The sequence below is a fragment of the Macrococcus bovicus genome (assembly GCF_004359575.1).
GTDB lineage: Bacteria > Bacillota > Bacilli > Staphylococcales > Staphylococcaceae > Macrococcus > Macrococcus bovicus.
In genome coordinates this window covers 388,532-408,374 of sequence record NZ_SCWF01000001.1, presented here as the reverse complement: position 1 = coordinate 408,374, position 19,843 = coordinate 388,532, and the positions used below count along the sequence as shown (strand labels likewise).

Sequence of the window (19,843 nt, the reverse complement as noted above, 5' to 3'; positions counted from 1 at the left end):
GCAGTCTTTTTTTATAGCTCAATATCAATATCCAGCATCTGTACTTTCAGCAGATCTAAAATGCCGCTTGAGGCACTCGGGAAGGCGAAGATCATCATATTCAGTTCACGTGCTGACATCTTCTTCTCGACAATGAAAGTCATGATATTGATGAGGTCATCTGCTGCGTGGCCATAAATCGCTGCCCCTGCCACATGTTTTCTGTTATCCAGGGCAAAGACCATCTCAGCATCTGTTTCATTCTTATATTCAAAGCGGAGATTCTCTCCGAACTTGATGGTTTTGATTTTATAGCCTTTTTCTTCTGCTTCTGCGATTGGCATGCCCACCTGTGCGATACGGGGCAATGTATAGGCGACAGATGGAATAGCCGGATATTTAATAGGTAGTAGTTCCAGTGCTTTTACAGGGTTGAGTAAGTTTGCTTCACGTGCCATGATCTGCAGGGCGATATAATTGGATTCAAAGGTGGCAGTCGGCGTGAGCTTCGGAATTTCTTTATCGAGGACATCCCCGCTGGCATAAATATTATCGACAGAGGTGAGCAGGTGTTTGTTGACTTTGATGCCTTTCTTGCTGTATGCAATCCCTAATTCATCGAGTCCGATGTTCTCCACATTCGGAATACGTCCTGTTGCATCGACAATATAGTCCGTGTCAATCGCGAGGCCTGACTCAGTCGTCAGCTTATAGCCGGTTTCAGTCTTCTCAATGCGCGCTGTCTCTTCATTATAGTGAAAAGTCACATTTTCTTTGTTGAGTTTGTCAGCCAGTTTTTTGACATACGGCTGATGGAAAGGTTTTAAAATCTGGTCGGAGTGACTGATGACATGCACCTCTGACCCGAACTTGCTGGCGATTGAGGCGAATTCGATACTGATGTAGCCGCCGCCGATAAACGTGATGTGTTCTGGAAAAGACTCTAGATCCATAAAGTCACGACTATCATGCAGATATTCCTTGCCTGTCACATCAAGAAAATGGCTGCGCTGCCCTGTCGCGATGACGATATATTTTGTCCCGTAGTCCACGCCTTCAACGGATACAGTATGTTTATCTTTGATGACGCCATGACCGGAAATGATATCAATGCCCATCTTGCTGAATAACTTCTCGAGTCCATCTTTCTGCGGATCGATGACTTCATGTTTGTAGCGCATCAGATTCTCCCAGTTGACGGCCGGCTGGTGGTCAAAGATATCACCGAGACGTTCCATGTCCTCAAGTATTTCAAATGGGCCTTCCAGCAGGATTTTCGGATTACAGCCATAGTTCGTACAGGTCCCGGCCAGTGTATCCTTCTCGATCAATGCGACTTTCTTCTGAGCCTGTGTCAGAGCGACAGCTGCGTGCCACGCTGCATGACCGCTGCCGATGAAAATAACGTCATAGTTCATCATAGAACCTCCTCAAGTGTCATATCTCTCTGTTCCCTTTTTATGGATTCTTAATCCATCTGTAAGGAAAAAGCGAATTAAGTTATAATGAAGATAACCAAGAAATCGGAGGCGTGAAAAGATGGAACTCATTGAATCAGTACAGAACACAAGAATCAAGAACATCGCCAAACTGCATACCCGTAAAGACCGCAAAAAAGCGCAGCAGTTCTTAGTGGAAGGCTATCACCTCGTAGAAGAAGCCGTGAAAAGCGGGATAGAAGTCGTGACGATTCTGAGCGTCAATCCGGGAGATATCTCACAGGCAATGATCGCCGGCAGCAAAGAACAGTTCCAGATCACATTCAAGATCGCAGAGAAACTCTCACAGACAGAATCACCGCAGGGCATCTATGCCGTCTGCAATATGCCTGAGCACCAGATAGGCACCTTTAAGCAACTGATCTATCTGGACCGCATACAGGACCCGGGGAACGTCGGGACCATTATCCGTACAGCAGACGCCGCAGGATATGACGGTGTCGTCATCTCCAAAGGGACGGTGGACATCTATAACGACAAAGTGCTGCGCTCAAGTCAAGGCAGTGTCTTCCATATACCTGTCATTGAAGCGGACTTCCATGATATCAGAAAAGATTTCAGCGGCAAGATTTACGGGACGTCACTGAAAAACGGTCAGAACTACAAAGAAGTCGAACTGGCTAAGGAATTCATTCTGGTGCTTGGGAACGAGGGACAGGGTGTAGATGAACTCATCTTGAAAGAAACAGATGAGAATCTGTTCGTGCCGATCTACGGACAGGCAGAAAGCTTGAATGTCGCAGTCTGTGCCGGCATTCTGATGTATCACTTGAAGTAACCTTAAAGTTTCCTTAAAAATACAGAAAATGTTATTTTAATCCACCTCAATCGTTTATACTGTAAATAAACGATAGAGGTGTCTTTTTATGAAGTTCAAGGAAAAGTGGCATGAATATAGTCGGAATTTTACCAATACAACAGAGCCTATTCAATACGAAGAATTTGTCAAGCTCGAACAGTTCGGCAGAGTACTGTCATTACCGTTCTTATTGCTGATTTTCATAGGTCTGCTGGCATTTGATATACAGGGTCCTGCGATGATTGCAGTGTTTGCCAGTTATTTTCTGGTGATCTTTATTCTGACATATTCAGTACATGTCAGGATGTTTCATGCGAGAGGACGATCACCGCTGCCCTTTCAAGTCCTGCACATTCTCGGGTTTATCAGTTGTTTCATTTATTTCATATATAGTACAGTCACACATCAAGAAGCGAATTTTGCTGCTCTGGCAGGCTTGATTCTAATACCATCATTAACGACAATGGGAAACTACTTTCTAAAATAGAGAAGAGGATATAAATGGAGAACAAAATAACATGGCATGAAGCTTACAAGGATTATTTCAGCAATTTCTTCAATCCACATGCTCCTATATCTGAAGAAATGTATAGTCAGCATCGCTGGGTCACATTGCCGATTTCAATGATAGTGATCGCTGTATTCATCTTGGTTGGCCAGCAACTGGATTTATTTACGACCATAGATTTTGATATGCCGCTGAAGAAGTATCATGAACTTAAAGTGCATGAGTCGTTCGTGATGGGCATCTATCTAACTATTCTGATATTTTTCATGCAACTACCTTCTTTGCCGAGTGAGATCAGAATGTTCTATGCCAGAAAAAAGAAACCCACACTCTATCTCACGGTGCTGGTTGGTTTACTTGCTATCTCTTTGTTATTTGTGTATATCATGTATAAAATGCAACAGATGAATACAGCTTTCTTTGTCTTGATCTTTTTTACATTTACCCAGTTTTTCAGTAATGACCGTGCACTTAGAATAGAGAAGACTGAAAGGCTGAGAAAGGAGTATTGATATGAACAAGAAACTGAGCCTACAGGAAGCATGGCATGACTACATAACGAACTTCTTCAGACCGAAGGCGCCGATCAGTTATGAGATGTACCGGAAACAGAACCTGATTACAATCCCGCTCGCCGTCTTATTTTTTGTGGTCTGGTCCATTATATTTTTTAAGCAGTTCGTGGCGAGTGATACAAGTGAAATGACGGAAGTCTATCAATCATTTATCATTAATTTAATTTTTCTCATCCTCGTTTCATTGATTCATTTCTCGACGTTCACACTTGAACTGAGAATGTTCAACAGACGACAGAAGAGTCCGCTGCCGTATATCGTCATGAGTTTCGTATTTTTAATAGGCGGACTCATCTACTGTGTGACCATGTATATGCTAGAGATAAAAGTGACGACATTTTATCTGCTGGTGGTGTTTTGGGTATTACTCTTCATGAACAATAAAATGTACGTAGGAGAGCAGATGAAGAAAGAGGATGCGTATGGCGAGAGAATTGACCTGTAAAGAAGTCATTCATGACTTATAACGAACTTCTTCAGACCGAAGGCGCCGATCAGTGATGCGATGTATCAGTCCCATAAGACATTGATAGGTATACCCTGCGCATTGATTATGATTGCGTGGCTGATTTACAATCTGACCCATAACATTTATACAGCCAGTTTTGATCAGTTACCGCTTGATAAGCAAAGACATTTAGAAGCACTGGACTCATTTAGAAGTAATCTGTTCTTTCTGTCTCTGATTGGTCCTTTTCTGGTGCTGACATTGTCATCTGAACTGAGAATGTTTACTAAACGACGTAAAAGCGCGTGGCCATACCTGACTGTACTGATGATCTGGCTATTCGGCAGCCTGCTTTATTTTTACGTCAATTATTCAAGAGACCTCCAGAATCAATCCATATTGTCATTTTTAGGCATGTGGACACTGTTTTTTATGAGTAATGCTCAGTATGTCCAGCAGCGACTGAAGGGGAATAAAACGAAGCGTAATCAATAATTCTGAAAGAATATTTTATTCCAGAAAAAACTATTGAAATTCCGAGTTGTCTTTGAGTGGATATTGGAAGATGTTAAGACGGATTCAAATTTCTCAATAAATTAATTATATTTTCGTTCAATGTATTACTTATTGATTTAATAAATTTAAATCTTATAGTAGAACTGTAATTTTATTACTCTTTATAATTATGCTAAGATGAATTTAATGAATAAAATAAGAGGAGGTTGCTTATGATGGAATGGTTGATGAGTCTAATAGGCGAAGAATTCTTGCTAAACTATATCGCTTATTATCTGATTGCTTTTTCACCTTTGATAGTAACTCTCCTTTTTATTCTCTTTCATATAAAAATCACCTTCAATCTCATCTGCCGCTTTAAATTGGAAAATTCTGAACCAATTGTCCATCAATGTATCGAAGCATGGCGATTTCCGATACTCAGATGGCGGACCCGCTGTCTATCCAAGTTAGCAGACGAGGAAGACCTAATCCCAGTATATTAATCAATTTATTAATATACTGGAGGAGAAAAATTGAAAAAATTATTAAGTTTCATTTTAGTTGGATTAGTATTTGTGTTAAGTGGCTGTGCACCGCAGAATGATGGCTTGTTCCATCAGTTGTTAGTCGAACCTTTTATTATCTTTATTAAGTTCTTTGCCGACTTTTTTGATGGCAGTTATGGGATGGGAATTATTCTAGTCACATTATGTGTGAGAATTCTGATGATGCCGCTTATGTTCTATTCGTTTAAGAAACAAAGAAAAGCGCAGTTCAGAATGAAGAAGTTCAAGCCTGAAATTGATGCAATCAACAAGAAGATGAAAGAAGCGGCAACACCAGAAGAACAGAATATGTATACGCGGGAACTTATGGCATTGCATAGAAAAAACGGTACAAGTCCGATCAATAGCGGATGTTTACCAATCTTGATTCAGATGCCGATACTGACTGCTCTTTACTTTGCTATTTCTCACAATGATGAACTGGGCAGTCAAAACTTCTTATGGTTCAATCTAGGCACACCTGATATGTCGATGGCATTGATTGCAGCGTTTCTCTATTACGTACAGGTCAAGTTATCCATGAAATATCTACCGGAAGATACGCCTGCACAGATGAAAATGATGACTTATATCAGTCCCTTGATGATATTGATACCTAGCTTGTCATTACCGGCAGCAATGCCCTTATACTGGGCGGCCGGAGCGTTTGTCGCTATGCTCCAGCAGTATTTATCCAACCGCTATTTTGATTATGAAGAAGAAATTGAATGAATATATAACAGAAAACTGCTACGGTTTGAGTGGCAGTTTTCTGTTTAAAAAATAGGTGGTGATGATAAAAGCTTTATTCATCACAGTGTCAGGTTGATAGTCCGCTGACACTATGATGAAATTAAGCAGCTGTCTGGTGGCGGGAAGTGAAACATTTGAAAGTAATGAAACCTCGTACTAAAATTAAGAATGGAAAATGAAGTAAAGCCAGGACTATAAAGGAGATGACGATATGAGTATCATGACTGAAGAAGAAAAGGTTCAGATATTATCAGATGTTATCGCTATCAGAAGTGTGAATGACAATGAACGTGCAGTGTGTGAATATCTGCAGAAATTGTTGAGTCAATATGATATAGCCTCCACTATTGAAGATATCAATGCAAGCAGAGCGAATTTAATCGCAGAAATAGGTGAAGGGCGACCTGTGCTGGCTTTTTCCGGTCATATGGACGTCGTTTCAGAAGGTAACAGTGTTAACTGGAAGTATGACCCTTTTGAGATGACAGAAGAAGAGGGCAAGCTGTATGGTCGTGGCACTGCTGATATGAAGTCAGGGTTAGTGGCGCTGGTCATTGCAATGATTGAGCTGAAGAAAGAGAATCTTCTGAAGCAGGGGACTATCCGGTTGCTTGCGACAGCTGGCGAAGAAATGGAACAGAAAGGATCAGAGCAGCTTTATCACAATGGTTATATGGATGATGTGGACGCGCTGATCATCGCTGAACCGTCAGAATCAATGATAGCGTATGCACACAAAGGATCGATGAATTTCCAGGTGACCTCCAAAGGGAAATCAAGTCATAGCTCTGCTCCGTTTATGGGTCAAAACGCCATCAAACCTTTAATAGAATTTATCAGGGAAGTTGAAGATAGATTCAATCAAGCTGTAAGCCATAAAGAATTCAAAGAACTGGATTTTTCTCCTCTTTCGCAGGCAGCTAAAAAGAAATTTAATAAAGAGATCAGCAGTGATGCCTTAGGTGCAGCGATACTGACCAACACCATCATTCAAGGCGGGAACCAGGTCAATTCTATACCTGAATATGCTGTAGCTGATTTTAACGCGAGAACAGTGCCTGAATTCGACAATGATGAACTGATGAAGTTGTTCAAAGATGTGATTGAAGATAAAAAAGGAGCAGGGAATCTGAATCTAAAGGTAACCCTCAATCTGCCACCTGTACTCACGGCAAAAGAGAACAGCTTAGTCACACTTGCGAAAAAATACGGTGAACAACATCTGGACAATGCCATCCTCGTCTCTCCGACGATGGGCGTGACGGATGCTTCCAATCTGATGAAAGGGAAGGATGTCGATTTCCCGCTGGTCATCTTTGGGCCAGGTAACCCGGGAATGGCCCATCAAACAGATGAATATGTTGAAAAAGAGACCTATATCAAGTTTATCGAGATCTATAAAGAAATCGCAACAGACTATTTAGGTGAAGAAACTAATTAATTCCGCTTTCTAACATCGGCTATAAGAGAAGTACTTGCTTTATGAAGTACTTCTTTTTTTTATAGTAAATGTTTTAACAGAATATTGAGACATTTCAAATTTCCTTGAATGATATCCATAACAGTTGTAAAGTAAAAGATGTTATTAAACAAAATATATTTCTGGAGGTTTTAATCAGATGGATAACTGGTTAATTTTTTTTAACGTCTTAATTCTTAGTATTCTTATAGGATTACTAGTTTTCATGCAAAAGAAACATGTCTCTTTCTCGAAACGCGTCTTCACAGGTATGGCACTGGGTATACTACTCGGGATTCTTCTTCAAGTTTTATATGGCTCTGATAGTGCTATAACGATGGGCACACTCGACTGGTATTCAATTGTCGGCAGTGGCTATGTTCAACTCTTAATGCTGATTGTTGTCCCACTTGTGATGGTGTCGATTATCCGTTCGATTATCAATTTAAATACAGCTGACCAGCTCGGCAAAATGGCTTCCTGGGTTATTGGTACATTGATAACAACGACACTTGTGGCGGCATTGATCGGTATTGGTTCAGCATTACTCTTCGATCTGAATGCGGATCAGATACATATCGGACAGGAGCAACAGACACGTGGTGCTGATATACAGGAAAAGTATGACACGATGGAAGAGAAGACGATGCCACAGCGTATCGTCAACTTTATTCCAACGAATATTTTTCAGGACATGACAGGTGAACGTCCGACTTCAGTGATTGCAGTCGTTATCTTCTCATTCTTAGTCGGGATTGCTGTACTTGGTGTTCGTCGTAAGCAGCCGGAACATGCTGAAATGTTCACAAAAATGGTCGACGCTGTATTCTCTGTTGTTATGCGACTCGTTACAATTATTTTACGTCTGACGCCATTCGGTGTCCTTGCGCTGATGGCCAATATGATCGCCAGCACGAACTTCGCTGGCATCATGGAACTTGGTAAGTTTGTCTTGGCATCGTATGTCGCACTGATTACCATGTTCCTCATTCACCTTGTCCTGGTTGCACTGTTCGGATTAAACCCGATGACTTATTTGAAAAAAGTCATCCCGACATTAATCTTTGCCTTCACTTCACGTTCAAGTGCAGGAGCTATTCCGCTGAATATCTCCGCACAGAAAAATGCGCTGGGTGTAGATGATGCAACAGCGAATATGTCTGCATCATTCGGTGCGACAATGGGGCAGAATGGTTGTGCGGGTATCTATCCGGCGATGCTTGCGGTCATGATTGCACCGACAGTCGGTATCAATCCATTGTCACCTGAGTTCATCTTACAGCTGGCTATTATTACAGCGATTAGCTCATTCGGTGTGGCAGGTGTCGGGGGTGGGGCGACATTCGCCGCTATCATCGTATTGTCGTCCATGGGTTTACCGATTGCACTGGCAGGTGTTCTGATTACAGTAGAACCACTCATTGATATGGGACGTACAGCCTTGAACGTCAACGGCAGCATGTTAAGTGGAACCATCACTTCACGCATGCTCGGCACTTTCAACAAAGGTATCTTCTCAGATAAACATGCAGTTGTAGAACAGACAGAAGCATAGAAGCAGAACAGGACGAGCAATCGTCCTGTTTTTTCATATAAAAGTTAGCACTAGTGTTGCATAAAAATATTCCAACCTACGGTTTTAAATGGAATATTCTAAAAACTTATTTTCTGTACAAAAAAAGTCCTTTATAATGGTTGGAGGTAGTAATACGCATCCAAATCCAATACAAAGGACCACATCATGGATAAGTTTACTAGAAAATCATCATTTGAACAATGGATTTCACCGATAGATTTCAAGAAAATTTCTCAACAGGTGAAAATCCTGAACTTAGATTACTATACAAAGAAGCTAGATACCTGTGCTTTCATTAAACTCCTGTTATATTCACAGCTGTTTGAGACCGAAAGTCTACGAGCTGTCAGTGACAGTGTTTTCTCAGAGAAACTTCAGAAAACCTTAGGTTTTGATTCTATCAGCTATTCTCAGCTCAGTAGAAAACTATCTGACGTTCCCACACAGATTTTTAAGGATATCTTCAGTCAGCTGTTAGACCAGATCCAGAGGGAGACGCATTTTAATCAGAAGAGAAAGATCTCTACACCATTGAAGATCATTGACTCAAGTACACTGCCTCTGAACCTTCATCACTATCGCTGGGCAAAGTTCAGAAAAACAAAGTCAGGTGTCAAGCTGCACTTACGGTTGGTTCACATGGAAGATCATGATTCATATCCAGATGATTTTTACCTTACCCATGCCTGTGAGAATGATCAGAATCATCTTGAGCTTTTAGTGGATGACAAGGAATGTATGTACGTTTTTGATCGTGGATATGTACAGTACAATAGATTTGATGAAATGACTGATGAAGGCTACTTCTTTGTATCCAGATTACGGAGTAATGCGGTTCATAGAGTCATTCACGATTTTGGCGCCGGCGAACAGAGCAGCGTCATTTCAGATGAGATGGTGGTTCTTGGAACAACGACTAACAGGACAGAGCATTACTTTCGACGTGTGACTGTTCAGGATGACAAGGGTAAGAACCTTGTCTTAGTGACCAATAGATTTGACTTAGGTGTGCTAAATACATGGTGCGATTTAGGTGACTGCCCCATGATAATATGGGCTATATTATAAATTCTAGTCCATTCCCAACCTTCCGGTATTTCGAATGGAATCTCATCTTGCACTGATTTTATGGTTCCATCAGCGAACTTCTCATAATATAAAATAGACTAAGTTACTTTTTTGAAAATAGGATTAAATAGTATAAAATAAGCTATTTAGATTAAAATATAATATTATTGTTTATAAAGGAGAAATCCATGTCTATTTTGCGGTATTTAATTCAAGACTTTAAAAATACTGGCCGACAAAATCAGTTTTTCGACTTTATACGACTTAAAACAGTTAAATACATAACTGAAAACCCGTTCGCTTAACTTCTCCTCTTAACGACGTATCGCTACCAATTCTATAATGATCGAGATATTAATTATAAAGAAAACTCATCCATTCATTTTGAACTGGATGAGTTTTTGATAAATTAGAATTTTTATACTCCAAACACCAATGTACCAAGGAACATAATAATTGCAAAACTAAGGGCAATTAAGATATTAAGGATAATCATCATCAATCTGATGAAAGTATTAGATATTGTAGCGCTGACCGCTGCTCCAAATACACCTATTAGAGGTGTCAGTAAATAGAATAACGGCGGATTGTCAGGGTGATAGAAAAACATATTAGGTATCCAGCATAGGATGCCGAGGATAAATGTAATAATGGAAATAATCAAAGCATGTTTTGGATTTTTCATTTTAATGTTCCTTTCTGAGCTGTATATTTAAGAATGAAAATGAGTTTAATCTTAAGGAAATTATACCATTAATTGGGTTTTGTGTTTAGTATTTCAATAAACAGATAAAGTGTCTAATGCCGGATAATGGAAAGGGTAGGGGATGATTAATATGTCAGATATTATGAATGAAATCAGCATCAATCCAGAAGGGATGACTCCATTTTTTCAAGTTCATTCTGAAAAGAGAGTGAGGTTTTCGTGGGACAAGCTAGGTAAAAATATAGTAACGGATTTAATTCACACTATTTTTGGAGAGATGCAAATCACGATGACCGTTCTGATAGGCTGTTCTTATGAACTGAATTTTGTTAAGGAGAAAACGGGAATCGGAAAATTCTTTACCATCACTAACTGGAAAGAAACATTGATTGATTCAGAAGACCGTGAATTTCAATTTGTCATGGCTCAGATTGAAAGAATCAAGATGGATGAAATCATCAACTATTGCATGAAGATAAAAAATGGCCATCCACAAGCATACATCACATTTAACGATGAGACCTCACTGCTTTACGTGAGTACGGATGTGATGGATATCGTCAGTCAGGATAGGAGTCTGATTACAGATCTCAAAAAGCAATATCATGGTTTTGTCGATGTATATTGGGAAGCATGAGCGAATAGAAATTAATATCTATAAGGGGATTAAGATGGCTAAGCACAACTTTTACGATGGGGATGGATTGTTTGAAGAGTTCAGTAAAATCAGAAGTAATGAAGTGAATTTCAATGATCTGGTTGAGACGTCTATTAGGTAAACCATATTATAAAGGGTGTAAACATTATTAAATAGTATTTATTGTTTCTTGTACAATCTAGTATTATAAGTTTACAATAAGCATTAAAGTAGTCTTATAGAGGATGAGAAGATGTCTATTCTAAATAATTTAAATGCCTTTTCCAATAAAAAATTAGTTGAGCTGTGTATGCATTTTGGGATAAAACCGAGTGCTAATAAAGTGACTATGATTCATAGTCTCAAGTCCCGTTTATTTAATCTTGTAGATTTTAAAGAAATATCCAAGCAGCTGACCGGAAATGAGCATAATATGCTACGCTATTTTGCTGAAGGACAGGCCTCTTATTGTCATACGTCTGATGACACTGCCATAGCGTATCCTGTGCTCACTCATTTTGGTTATTTACCTTATAATCCTGAAGGTAAGGAGGTACAAGTGCCACTTGAATTGATCAATTTATATATAAAGGCTGAATTAAACAGCGCATATCCCTTGATTAAAGACGGCTCCTTTGAGGACGAGATTGAAGCGATTAAGCGTCAGTTATATGAGGAAATAATGAGAAGTGAGGATGACTGGATTAAGAAGGAACTTGATAAGCAGATACGTCATTTGAAAAAGGATACACTTTATGACTGCTTGATTGATTATACAAATGATGACTTAAAGGATATCTGTCGTTTTTATAAGATTAGAGGTTTCTCTTCTAAAAATAAATCGCAGCTCGCGATGTTGATCTGCAGTCATTTTTTCGAGGATTTCAGTATGCTTGAAAAGATGGTCGAGCATATGTCATTAGAAACCATTGAAATAGTTGAGAAGATGGTTCGTCTTGACCGAATGTATACAATGGACCAGCCCGAGCTTGATCCTATGATGTTCTTCTACTATCTGAGCGATTCTGAATTATTTGTTTCCACTAAAGATGTGAGGGCACATTTCAGAGCCTATCTGAAGGAAAATGAACTGCATCCTGTAGTGACAAAGCGTTTATTCTATCGACGTCTGCTTTATCTGTATGGCGCTGTTGATTATCAGCATCTGTATAAGATGGCGCAGCAATTGATGGATGAATCAATGACACTCGCTCGTGTTAAAAGAGAGGTCAAATCGTCCTTCTCTAAGGATGAAGTGATTTTCAGCAGTGAAGGTATTAAACATAGAGCCTGGGCAGGCATCGACGTCAATGTACTGGAGAGACCTGCCTATTATGAACCGACGCTGAAAGAACTTGAACCTTTTCTGGATCAAAGCTTCATCAATAAAACTAACCTGCGAAAGGTTCTGAAGAAGCATGCCCGTCATGCCCATCAGTTTGAGATAGAATCACTCGATCGTGAAATACGGAAAGGACTTCGTGCTTGTCTGGGAATTGAAGATGTGCTTGATTTTGTTGCGGCACTTATTGATGAGGGTCTGTTTAATGAAGAACTGATGACAGATTTAGGTCATGAAATGACAGGATTAATGAGAGATGTACGTCTCTGGGTGCTAGCGGGCAATCAGATAGACCAGACATCTCAACGAACGCAGGATCGTCAGAAACCTCAATCTCTGAACAAAGGGCAGGTTATGAAGAAATCGAAGAAGCGGAAAAAGAATATGAATGTTGCGCGAGTTGTTAAATTAGATGACTATAGATGACGGAAAGATAGTGAAAAGCTGATATTACTGTCCGATCTCACAACATTGTAAATGACAATATACTTATTGATTACAGCATTCATCAAAAGCCGAATCTCTCACTAGTGATTACGGCTAATTTTGTTATTTAGTCTCAACCCACTTGCTTGTCCTCTCTTTTTTTCATATAATAAATAGGAATTTAATAACCGACCGATAAAAGGACGGGATGCATGGCTGCTGATTTAGAGAGTGATTGACTGAGGTGAAACAATCACCAGTGCTATGTTTCTTTTCATCTTTTTGGTTGCTTAATAAGAAGTTAAGCCGGATATGCCCGTTATGCATGAATGAAGTGTATGCTTAGGCATAAATTTGGGTGGTACCGCGGAAGTCTTTCGTCCCTTGTTGGATGTCAGGCTATTTTTTTATTTATTTTTAAGGAGGATTATGATGGAACTTAAAGAAAAGTTAAGTGCATTGCAGCAGGAAGCACTGGCAAAAGTGAATGACGCGAGTGATGCGCAGGGGCTGCAGCAGGTGAAGGTGGAGTATCTCGGCAAGAAAGGGATCATCACCGGACTGATGAAAGAGATGAAGTCTCTGCCGAACGAGGAGAAGCCGATGTTCGGTCAGCTTGTCAATGAGGCACGCCAGGCGGTTGAAGCGGCGATGACAGAGAAGGATGCTGAGCTTAAAGAGAAGGCGATCAATGACAAGCTCGCGAATGAGACGATTGATATTTCTCTGCCGGGCCGTCAGTTCAATGTCGGCAGTGCGCATCCTTTGACGAAGATTGTCGAGGAGCTTGAGGATTTATTTATCGGGCTCGGCTACGAGGTCGTTGAGGGCTATGAAGTGGAGACGGATTACTATAACTTTGAAGCGTTAAACTTACCAAAATCGCATCCAGCGCGTGATATGCAGGATAGTTTCTATATCACTGAGGAGCTCCTGATGCGTACACATACGTCTCCTGTGCAGGCACGGACGCTTGAAAGCCGCAAAGGTCAGGGTCCTGTTAAAATTATTTGCCCAGGTAAAGTTTATCGCCGTGATAGTGATGACGCGACGCATAGCCATCAGTTCACGCAGATTGAGGGGCTGGTTGTTGATGAGAACATCAAGATGAGCGACCTGAAAGGAACACTGGAGCTGTTCGCGAAGAAGATGTTCGGTGCTGAGCGTGAGATTCGTCTTCGTCCAAGTTTCTTCCCGTTCACTGAACCATCTGTTGAAGTCGATATCTCATGCTTCAAGTGTGGCGGCACCGGCTGTAATGTCTGCAAAGGTACAGGCTGGATTGAGATTCTCGGTGCCGGCATGGTGCATCCGAATGTGCTTGAGATGGCAGGATTTGATTCAGAGAAGTACTCAGGCTTTGCGTTCGGGATGGGGCCGGACCGAATCGCGATGTTGAAGTACGGGATTGAAGACATTCGTCACTTCTATACGGATGATCTCAGATTCCTTGAACAGTTCAAAGCAGTAGAAGATGGAGGTAGTGAACATGTTAGTCAGTAAAGAATGGCTGAATGAATTTGTCCGCGTCAATGTGCCGGTTGAGGCACTGGCTGAGAAGATCACGAGAAGCGGGATTGAAGTAGAAGAGATCACCGATTATACGAAAGACATCAAGAACCTGGTTGTCGGCCATGTGCTGACGAAAGAGAAACATCCAGATGCCGATAAACTGAATGTGACGACTGTGGATGTCGGTGACGAGACGCTGCAGATCGTCTGCGGTGCGCCGAATGTTGAAGCGGGACAATATGTCATCGTCTGTAAGCCGGGCGGCCGTCTGCCGGGCGGTATCAAGATCAAGCGTGCAAAGTTGCGCGGTGTCGAGTCAAACGGGATGATCTGTTCACTCGGTGAGCTCGGTATTCCGAAGAATCTGGTGCCTGAACAGTATGAGACAGGTATCTTCCATTTCCCTGAGGAAGTGACACCGGGAACAGATGCGCTTGAAGCGTTATTTTTAGCGGATGGTGTCATGGAGTTCGGTCTGACCCCTAACCGTGCAGATGCGATGAGCATGCTCGGCTCTGCCTATGAAGTCAGTGCATTGTACGAAGAAGAGATGGAGTTCCCTGAAGCAGAATTAGAGGAAGCCGGGAACGCAGCAGATGCGCTTGCGATTAAAATAGATGATGCTGAGGCATCGCCTTATTATGCGGCGCGTGTCGTGCGTGATGTGGTCATTAAGCCTTCGCCGACATGGATGCAGATGCGTCTGATTAAAGCGGGTGTTCGTCCGATCAATAATGTCGTCGATGTCTCGAACTATGTCATGATGGAACTCGGTCAGCCGCTGCACATGTTTGATGCTGATCAGATCGGCTCACAGAAAATCGTTGTCCGTTATGCCCGCGACGGCGAGACAATGACGACACTTGATGATAAGGAACGCGTACTGACATCAGAAGACATCGTGATTACGAACGGCACTGCACCGATTGCGCTGGCCGGTGTTATGGGCGGTGATTTTTCTGAAGTGACTGCGGATACGAAGAATGTCGTCATTGAGTCTGCACTCTTCAATCCGGTCAATGTCCGTAAGACGTCACGTCAGACGGGACTTCGTTCTGAAGCATCAAGCCGTTTTGAAAAAGGCGTGGCACCAGAACGCGTCAATATGGCGCTTGACCGTGCAGCGTTCCTGCTGCAGGAACATGCCGCTGGGAATGTGCTCGCGGGTATTGTCTCAGCAGGAGAACTGCCGGCGCTTGAAAAATCTGTACAGATCACGACAGATGAAGTCAATAACTTGATTGGTTTTGATCTCTCGAATACAGAAATCAAGAATATCTTTGAACGTCTCGGCTTTGATTCACAGGTGGACGGCGATGCCTTCAATGTTCACGTTCCGTCCAGACGGGGCGACATCACCATCAAGGAGGATCTGATCGAGGAAATCGCACGTATCTACGGCTATGACGAATTGCCGTCGACTCTCCCGGTGACGAATACAAACAAGCGGGTCGGCCTGACTGCTTATCAGACTAAACGCCGTGCAGTGAAATCACTCCTTGAAGGACTGGGCCTGAACCAGGCGATTACTTATGCGCTTGTGTCAGAGGAAAAAGCCCAGCAGTTCACGGCTAAAGAGCATGAGACAGTCAAATTAATGATGCCGATGAGTGCGGATCACGCTGTTCTTCGTCAAAGTCTGCTGCCTCATCTGATCGATGCCGTTCAGTATAATAATGCCCGTCAGATGAAGGATGTCGCGTTATACGAAATCGGCAACGTCTTCCATGGCCGCGGTGCAGAACAGCCCGTAGAAGTGGAGCAGCTGGCGGGTATTATCACCGGTCAGTTCAGTGCAACAGAATGGCAGGGTAAAGTGGAGCCGGTTGATTTCTTCGTGGTCAAAGGCATCGTTGAAGCATTGGGTGAGAAACTCAGCGTCCAGTTCTCATACGTACGTGCTGAACTGAGTGACCTGCACCCGGGAAGAAGTGCACAAGTACTTTTAAACGGGGAAGTTGTAGGGGTTATCGGTCAGCTGCATCCACTTGTGGAACGTGCGCATGACCTGAAGGACACTTACGCCTTTGAACTGAACTTACAGCGTATACTGGAAGAAACAAGCGCGGTGAAATATCATCTGATTCCGAAGTTCCCGGGTATCTCCCGTGATATCGCGCTTGAGGTTGACCGTCAGCGCGCGACAGGTGAACTCATTGACATCATCATGCAAGCGGATAATAAATATCTGCAACGTGCGACAGTTTTTGATGTCTACGAAGGTGAGCATATCGCAGATGATAAGAAATCTGTTGCCATCCGGATGGAATTCCTTAATCCGGATGAGACGTTGAAAGATGAAGATATCCAGCCGATTGTCGATCAAGTCCTTGATAACTTGACGCAGGCAGGCGCGAAATTGCGCGGTTAATCAAGATCTTTGAAATTGAGAGACATGAATCAGCAGCGTTAATCAAATTTGATTACCCGTAACATTTGTGAGAACTAGAAGGCCGAACATCAACAAAGGTGTTCGGCCTACTTCAATATATTTGTTATAATGACACAAAAAAGGGGGGGATGAAGATGAAACGTATTTTAGCGGGGCTGATCAGTCTGTCTGTCCTGGCAACAGGGCACGAGGCAGATGCGGCGAGCTGTAAAATCAATGTCAGCTATAATAAGCAGCTTTACAGGATCGACGGGCTGCCTATCGCCAACAAGCAATATGGTATGGCAAGAAGCTATAATCCTGGAGCGAGTAAGGCGATGATAGAAGCTTATAAGAAGATGAAGGCGGCTGCGCTCAAGAAAGGAATCGTGCTGGACGTTGTCGGGACGCCGGGTGCCTATGGCTTTAGAAGTTATGAGACGCAGAAACAGCTGTACAATCAATACATGAATCTTTACGGCTTTAGCTATGCCTCAAAGATCTCAGCGAGGCCCGGTACAAGTGAACATCAGCTTGGTCTGGCAATGGATATTCGGGATGGTACGAATTACGGGACACTGAACACCGCTTTTGAATATACAGCAGCCTCGAAATTTATCCGGGAGAATGGTCAGCGTTATGGTTTCATCGTCCGATATTTAAAAGGCAAAGAAGCCATTACTGGTTTTATGTATGAACCTTGGCATATCCGCTATGTCGGTGTGACGCATGCGACGCGCATCAAGAAGGATAACGTCACGCTGGAAGAATATCTCGGTATCGCCGGCCGCAAGAAATTAGGAGCCGGTCAGTATCAATCGAATGGGAACCTATGCAAATATAAAAGGTAAGGACCAAGAAGTCCTTACCTTTATTTGATATAGTGCTTTAAATGCTGGGCAGTATAGCTGTCTTGTATATCCAGCAGGCCGGCTGCCGGACCACTGTAGAGCAGTCTGCCGCCATCCTGTCCTGCTCCTGGTCCCATATCGATGATCCAGTCGGCAGCAGTCATCATCGTCAGGTTATGTTCAATCAGGATGACGGTATTGCCGTCATCTACGAGCCTGTTGAAGAGATCGATGAGGACATGGATATCTTCCTCGTGGAGTCCTGTCGTCGGCTCATCGAAGATAAAGATATGGTCTCTGACCTGCTCGATCAGATACTTGCTGAGCTTGACGCGCTGGACTTCTCCGCCTGACAATGTATCAAGTGACTGACCGAGCGTCATATAGCCGAGACCTGTCGCCTGCAGGGACTGGAGTGTTTCTGTTATTTTGTCATGATGGCTGAAATAGGCGACACCTTCATCTACCGTGAGTCTGAGGACATCCGCGATGGAGTAGCCATCAACTGTGGCAGCGAGTACTTCCTCTTTATAGCGGGTACCGTGACAGACCTCACACACCTGTGAGAAGTCCGGCATGTAGGCAAGTTCCGTCTTTAGAACCCCTTTGCCGTTACAGTTTGGACAGGCACCATCTGAGTTATAGCTGAACAGGCTCTTTTTCAGGCCGGTTTCTTTGCTGAAGAAGGCTCTGACTTCATCGAAAATATCTGTATAGGTCAGCAAATTTGAGCGGTTAGAGGCATGTACAGGTTTCTGGTCGATTATGATTGTCTGGTCCATATGTCTGAAGCCGGTCTTGATTAATGTGCTTTTGCCGGAGCCTGCGACGCCAGTGACTGCCGTGATCATCTGCTTAGGAATGTCCACTGAGATATCGTGCAGATTATTCCGGCTGATCGGTCCCAGATGGATGAAGTCTTGAGGTTCGCGCGCGCGTCTGAGCTGATGCTGTTCTCTTAGCGCACGGCCTGTCGCCGTATCGGATTCAAGCAGTTCAGGATAGCTGCCCTCAAACGTGATGGTGCCGCCATCCCGGCCGGCACCCGGTCCAATATCAATGATATGGTCAGCTATTTTGATGATATCCGGGTCGTGTTCGACGACAAGCACGGTATTCCCTTTGTCGCGTATAGACTGGATGATGCGGTTGATGTTCTTGATATCCTCCGGATGAAGGCCGACGCTTGGTTCGTCGATGATATAGACAAGGTCTGTCAGCGGACTGTTGAGATGCCGGATCAGCTTGATGCGCTGTGATTCACCGCCTGACAGTGTCGGTGTCTCACGTGCTAACGTCAAGTAGCCGAGACCGATATCAACAAGTGACTGGAGCTGTGTACGCAAGGGTTTGATGATATAGCTGGCAGTGGGATGATCTATTGAATCAAGAAACTGAATATTTTCACGGATGGTCATGCTAGTGAAGTCCGCGATATCGAGCCCCTTGATCTTACAGCTGAGAATCTTGCTGTTCAGCCGTTTGCCATGACAGTCAGGACAGGTCTTTTCCGTGACAACACGGTTGACCTCGCTCAGCCAGCGATTTTTCTCGAAGCCGTCATTGATGAGGAAATTGCGGCGGAAGCGATGAATGACTCCTTCAAATTTCGCGGTCTTCGGCCATTTGTCCGGTGCGTCTTTCAGCTTCATGGGTTCTGTATAGAGAAGTATCTCCATTTCGTCTTTCGTGTAGTCCTTCAGTTTCTTGTCATTATCAAAAAGGCCGGAGAGCGTATAACGTTTGCCGCGCCAGTGGTCCGGTCCGAATGTCGGAAACTGAATGGCATGTTCATTCAGTGACTTGTCATAGTCCAGCAGTTCATCGACATCAATATCCTCCACATAGCCGAGGCCATGACATGTCTCACACATGCCGGCAGGATTATTGAATGAGAATTCATTGGAATAGGCGACAAAGGGTTCGCCGACACGTGACCAGAGCAGACGGACAGCAGAGTAAATATCTGATATGGTGCCGACTGTTGAACGCGAGTTACCGCCGAGCCGTTTCTGACTGATGACCATGGAGACAGGGAGATGATAGATTGCATCGACATCCGGCTTCTCATACTGCGTGAGCTGGTTCTGAATATAGGTTGAATACGTTTCGTTCAGCAGGCGTTCGGATTCAGCAGCAATCGTACTGAAGACGAGTGAAGATTTCCCCGATCCGGAACGGCCTGTAAAGACCGTCAGCTTGTGCTTAGGAATCTCCACACTGATATTCTTAAGGTTGTTCTGTTTTGCGCCTTTAATGATGATGTTAGCCATAAGAAAAATCCTTTCAAG

17 protein-coding genes and 1 pseudogene are annotated in these 19,843 nt (G+C 43.0%); 15 read left to right on the top strand and 3 right to left on the bottom strand.

Annotated elements, in window-relative coordinates:
- Positions 1-11 precede the first annotated feature (11 nt).
- Positions 12-1,400: a dihydrolipoyl dehydrogenase family protein gene (locus ERX55_RS02305; RefSeq protein WP_133450959.1), complete on the bottom strand. Its 1,389-nt coding sequence runs from the start codon at positions 1,398-1,400 to the stop codon at positions 12-14.
- Between the two features lie 118 nt (positions 1,401-1,518).
- Here ERX55_RS02305 and ERX55_RS02300 point away from each other — a divergent pair, with 118 nt between their 5' ends.
- The 10 genes and pseudogenes from ERX55_RS02300 to ERX55_RS02255 all read left to right on the top strand — a co-directional run.
- A complete protein-coding gene (locus tag ERX55_RS02300; RefSeq protein WP_133450958.1) occupies positions 1,519-2,256 on the top strand; it encodes a TrmH family RNA methyltransferase in 738 nt (245 codons plus the stop codon).
- Between the two features lie 88 nt (positions 2,257-2,344).
- A complete protein-coding gene (locus ERX55_RS02295) occupies positions 2,345-2,764 on the top strand; it encodes a hypothetical protein (protein ID WP_133450957.1) in 420 nt (139 codons plus the stop codon).
- A gap of 14 nt (positions 2,765-2,778) precedes the next feature.
- Positions 2,779-3,297 (top strand): hypothetical protein, encoded by a 519-nt coding sequence (locus ERX55_RS02290; RefSeq protein ID WP_133450956.1) that lies wholly within the window; start codon positions 2,779-2,781, stop codon positions 3,295-3,297.
- A gap of 1 nt (position 3,298) precedes the next feature.
- On the top strand, positions 3,299-3,805 hold the full coding sequence (locus tag ERX55_RS02285; protein WP_133450955.1) for a hypothetical protein: 507 nt from the start codon (positions 3,299-3,301) through the stop codon (positions 3,803-3,805).
- Between the two features lie 60 nt (positions 3,806-3,865).
- Entirely contained in the window at positions 3,866-4,303 is a 438-nt protein-coding gene (locus tag ERX55_RS02280; protein WP_165983680.1) for a hypothetical protein, read from the top strand.
- A 233-nt stretch (positions 4,304-4,536) separates the two neighbouring features.
- Positions 4,537-4,809, top strand: coding sequence for a hypothetical protein (locus ERX55_RS02275; protein ID WP_133450953.1), 273 nt, complete (start codon positions 4,537-4,539; stop codon positions 4,807-4,809).
- Between the two features lie 30 nt (positions 4,810-4,839).
- Entirely contained in the window at positions 4,840-5,583 is a 744-nt protein-coding gene (gene yidC / locus ERX55_RS02270; protein ID WP_133450952.1) for a membrane protein insertase YidC, read from the top strand.
- Between the two features lie 232 nt (positions 5,584-5,815).
- The gene (locus tag ERX55_RS02265) at positions 5,816-7,045 is read left to right on the top strand and encodes an ArgE/DapE family deacylase (protein WP_133450951.1); all 1,230 of its coding nucleotides are present in this window, start codon (positions 5,816-5,818) and stop codon (positions 7,043-7,045) included.
- A gap of 178 nt (positions 7,046-7,223) precedes the next feature.
- Positions 7,224-8,618 (top strand): L-cystine transporter, encoded by a 1,395-nt coding sequence (locus ERX55_RS02260; RefSeq protein ID WP_133450950.1) that lies wholly within the window; start codon positions 7,224-7,226, stop codon positions 8,616-8,618.
- Positions 8,619-8,804: 186 nt separating this feature from the next.
- Positions 8,805-9,644 (top strand): annotated as a pseudogene (locus ERX55_RS02255) (IS4 family transposase); the annotation flags it as partial.
- A 481-nt stretch (positions 9,645-10,125) separates the two neighbouring features.
- Here ERX55_RS02255 and ERX55_RS02250 read toward each other — a convergent pair.
- A complete protein-coding gene (locus ERX55_RS02250) occupies positions 10,126-10,392 on the bottom strand; it encodes a hypothetical protein (RefSeq protein ID WP_133450948.1) in 267 nt (88 codons plus the stop codon).
- 151 nt (positions 10,393-10,543) lie between these two features.
- Between ERX55_RS02250 and ERX55_RS02245 the strand changes: the two genes are divergently transcribed.
- The 5 genes from ERX55_RS02245 (at position 10,544) to ERX55_RS02225 (ending at position 17,552) form a co-directional block, all read left to right on the top strand.
- Positions 10,544-11,050, top strand: a complete 507-nt coding sequence (locus ERX55_RS02245) for a phosphatase (RefSeq protein WP_133450947.1) — start codon at positions 10,544-10,546, stop codon at positions 11,048-11,050.
- 433 nt (positions 11,051-11,483) lie between these two features.
- Positions 11,484-12,818: a hypothetical protein gene (locus ERX55_RS02240; RefSeq protein WP_133450946.1), complete on the top strand. Its 1,335-nt coding sequence runs from the start codon at positions 11,484-11,486 to the stop codon at positions 12,816-12,818.
- Positions 12,819-13,250: 432 nt separating this feature from the next.
- A complete protein-coding gene (pheS, locus tag ERX55_RS02235; RefSeq protein WP_133450945.1) occupies positions 13,251-14,321 on the top strand; it encodes a phenylalanine--tRNA ligase subunit alpha in 1,071 nt (356 codons plus the stop codon).
- Entirely contained in the window at positions 14,308-16,701 is a 2,394-nt protein-coding gene (gene pheT, locus ERX55_RS02230; RefSeq protein WP_133450944.1) for a phenylalanine--tRNA ligase subunit beta, read from the top strand. The genes pheS and pheT overlap by 14 nt, the downstream gene beginning before the upstream one ends.
- A gap of 155 nt (positions 16,702-16,856) precedes the next feature.
- Positions 16,857-17,552: a M15 family metallopeptidase gene (locus tag ERX55_RS02225; RefSeq protein ID WP_165983679.1), complete on the top strand. Its 696-nt coding sequence runs from the start codon at positions 16,857-16,859 to the stop codon at positions 17,550-17,552.
- Between the two features lie 20 nt (positions 17,553-17,572).
- On the opposite strand, the gene ERX55_RS02220 is transcribed toward ERX55_RS02225, so the two are convergent.
- Positions 17,573-19,825, bottom strand: a complete 2,253-nt coding sequence (locus ERX55_RS02220) for an ATP-binding cassette domain-containing protein (protein WP_133450942.1) — start codon at positions 19,823-19,825, stop codon at positions 17,573-17,575.
- Between the last annotated feature and the right edge of the window lie 18 nt (positions 19,826-19,843).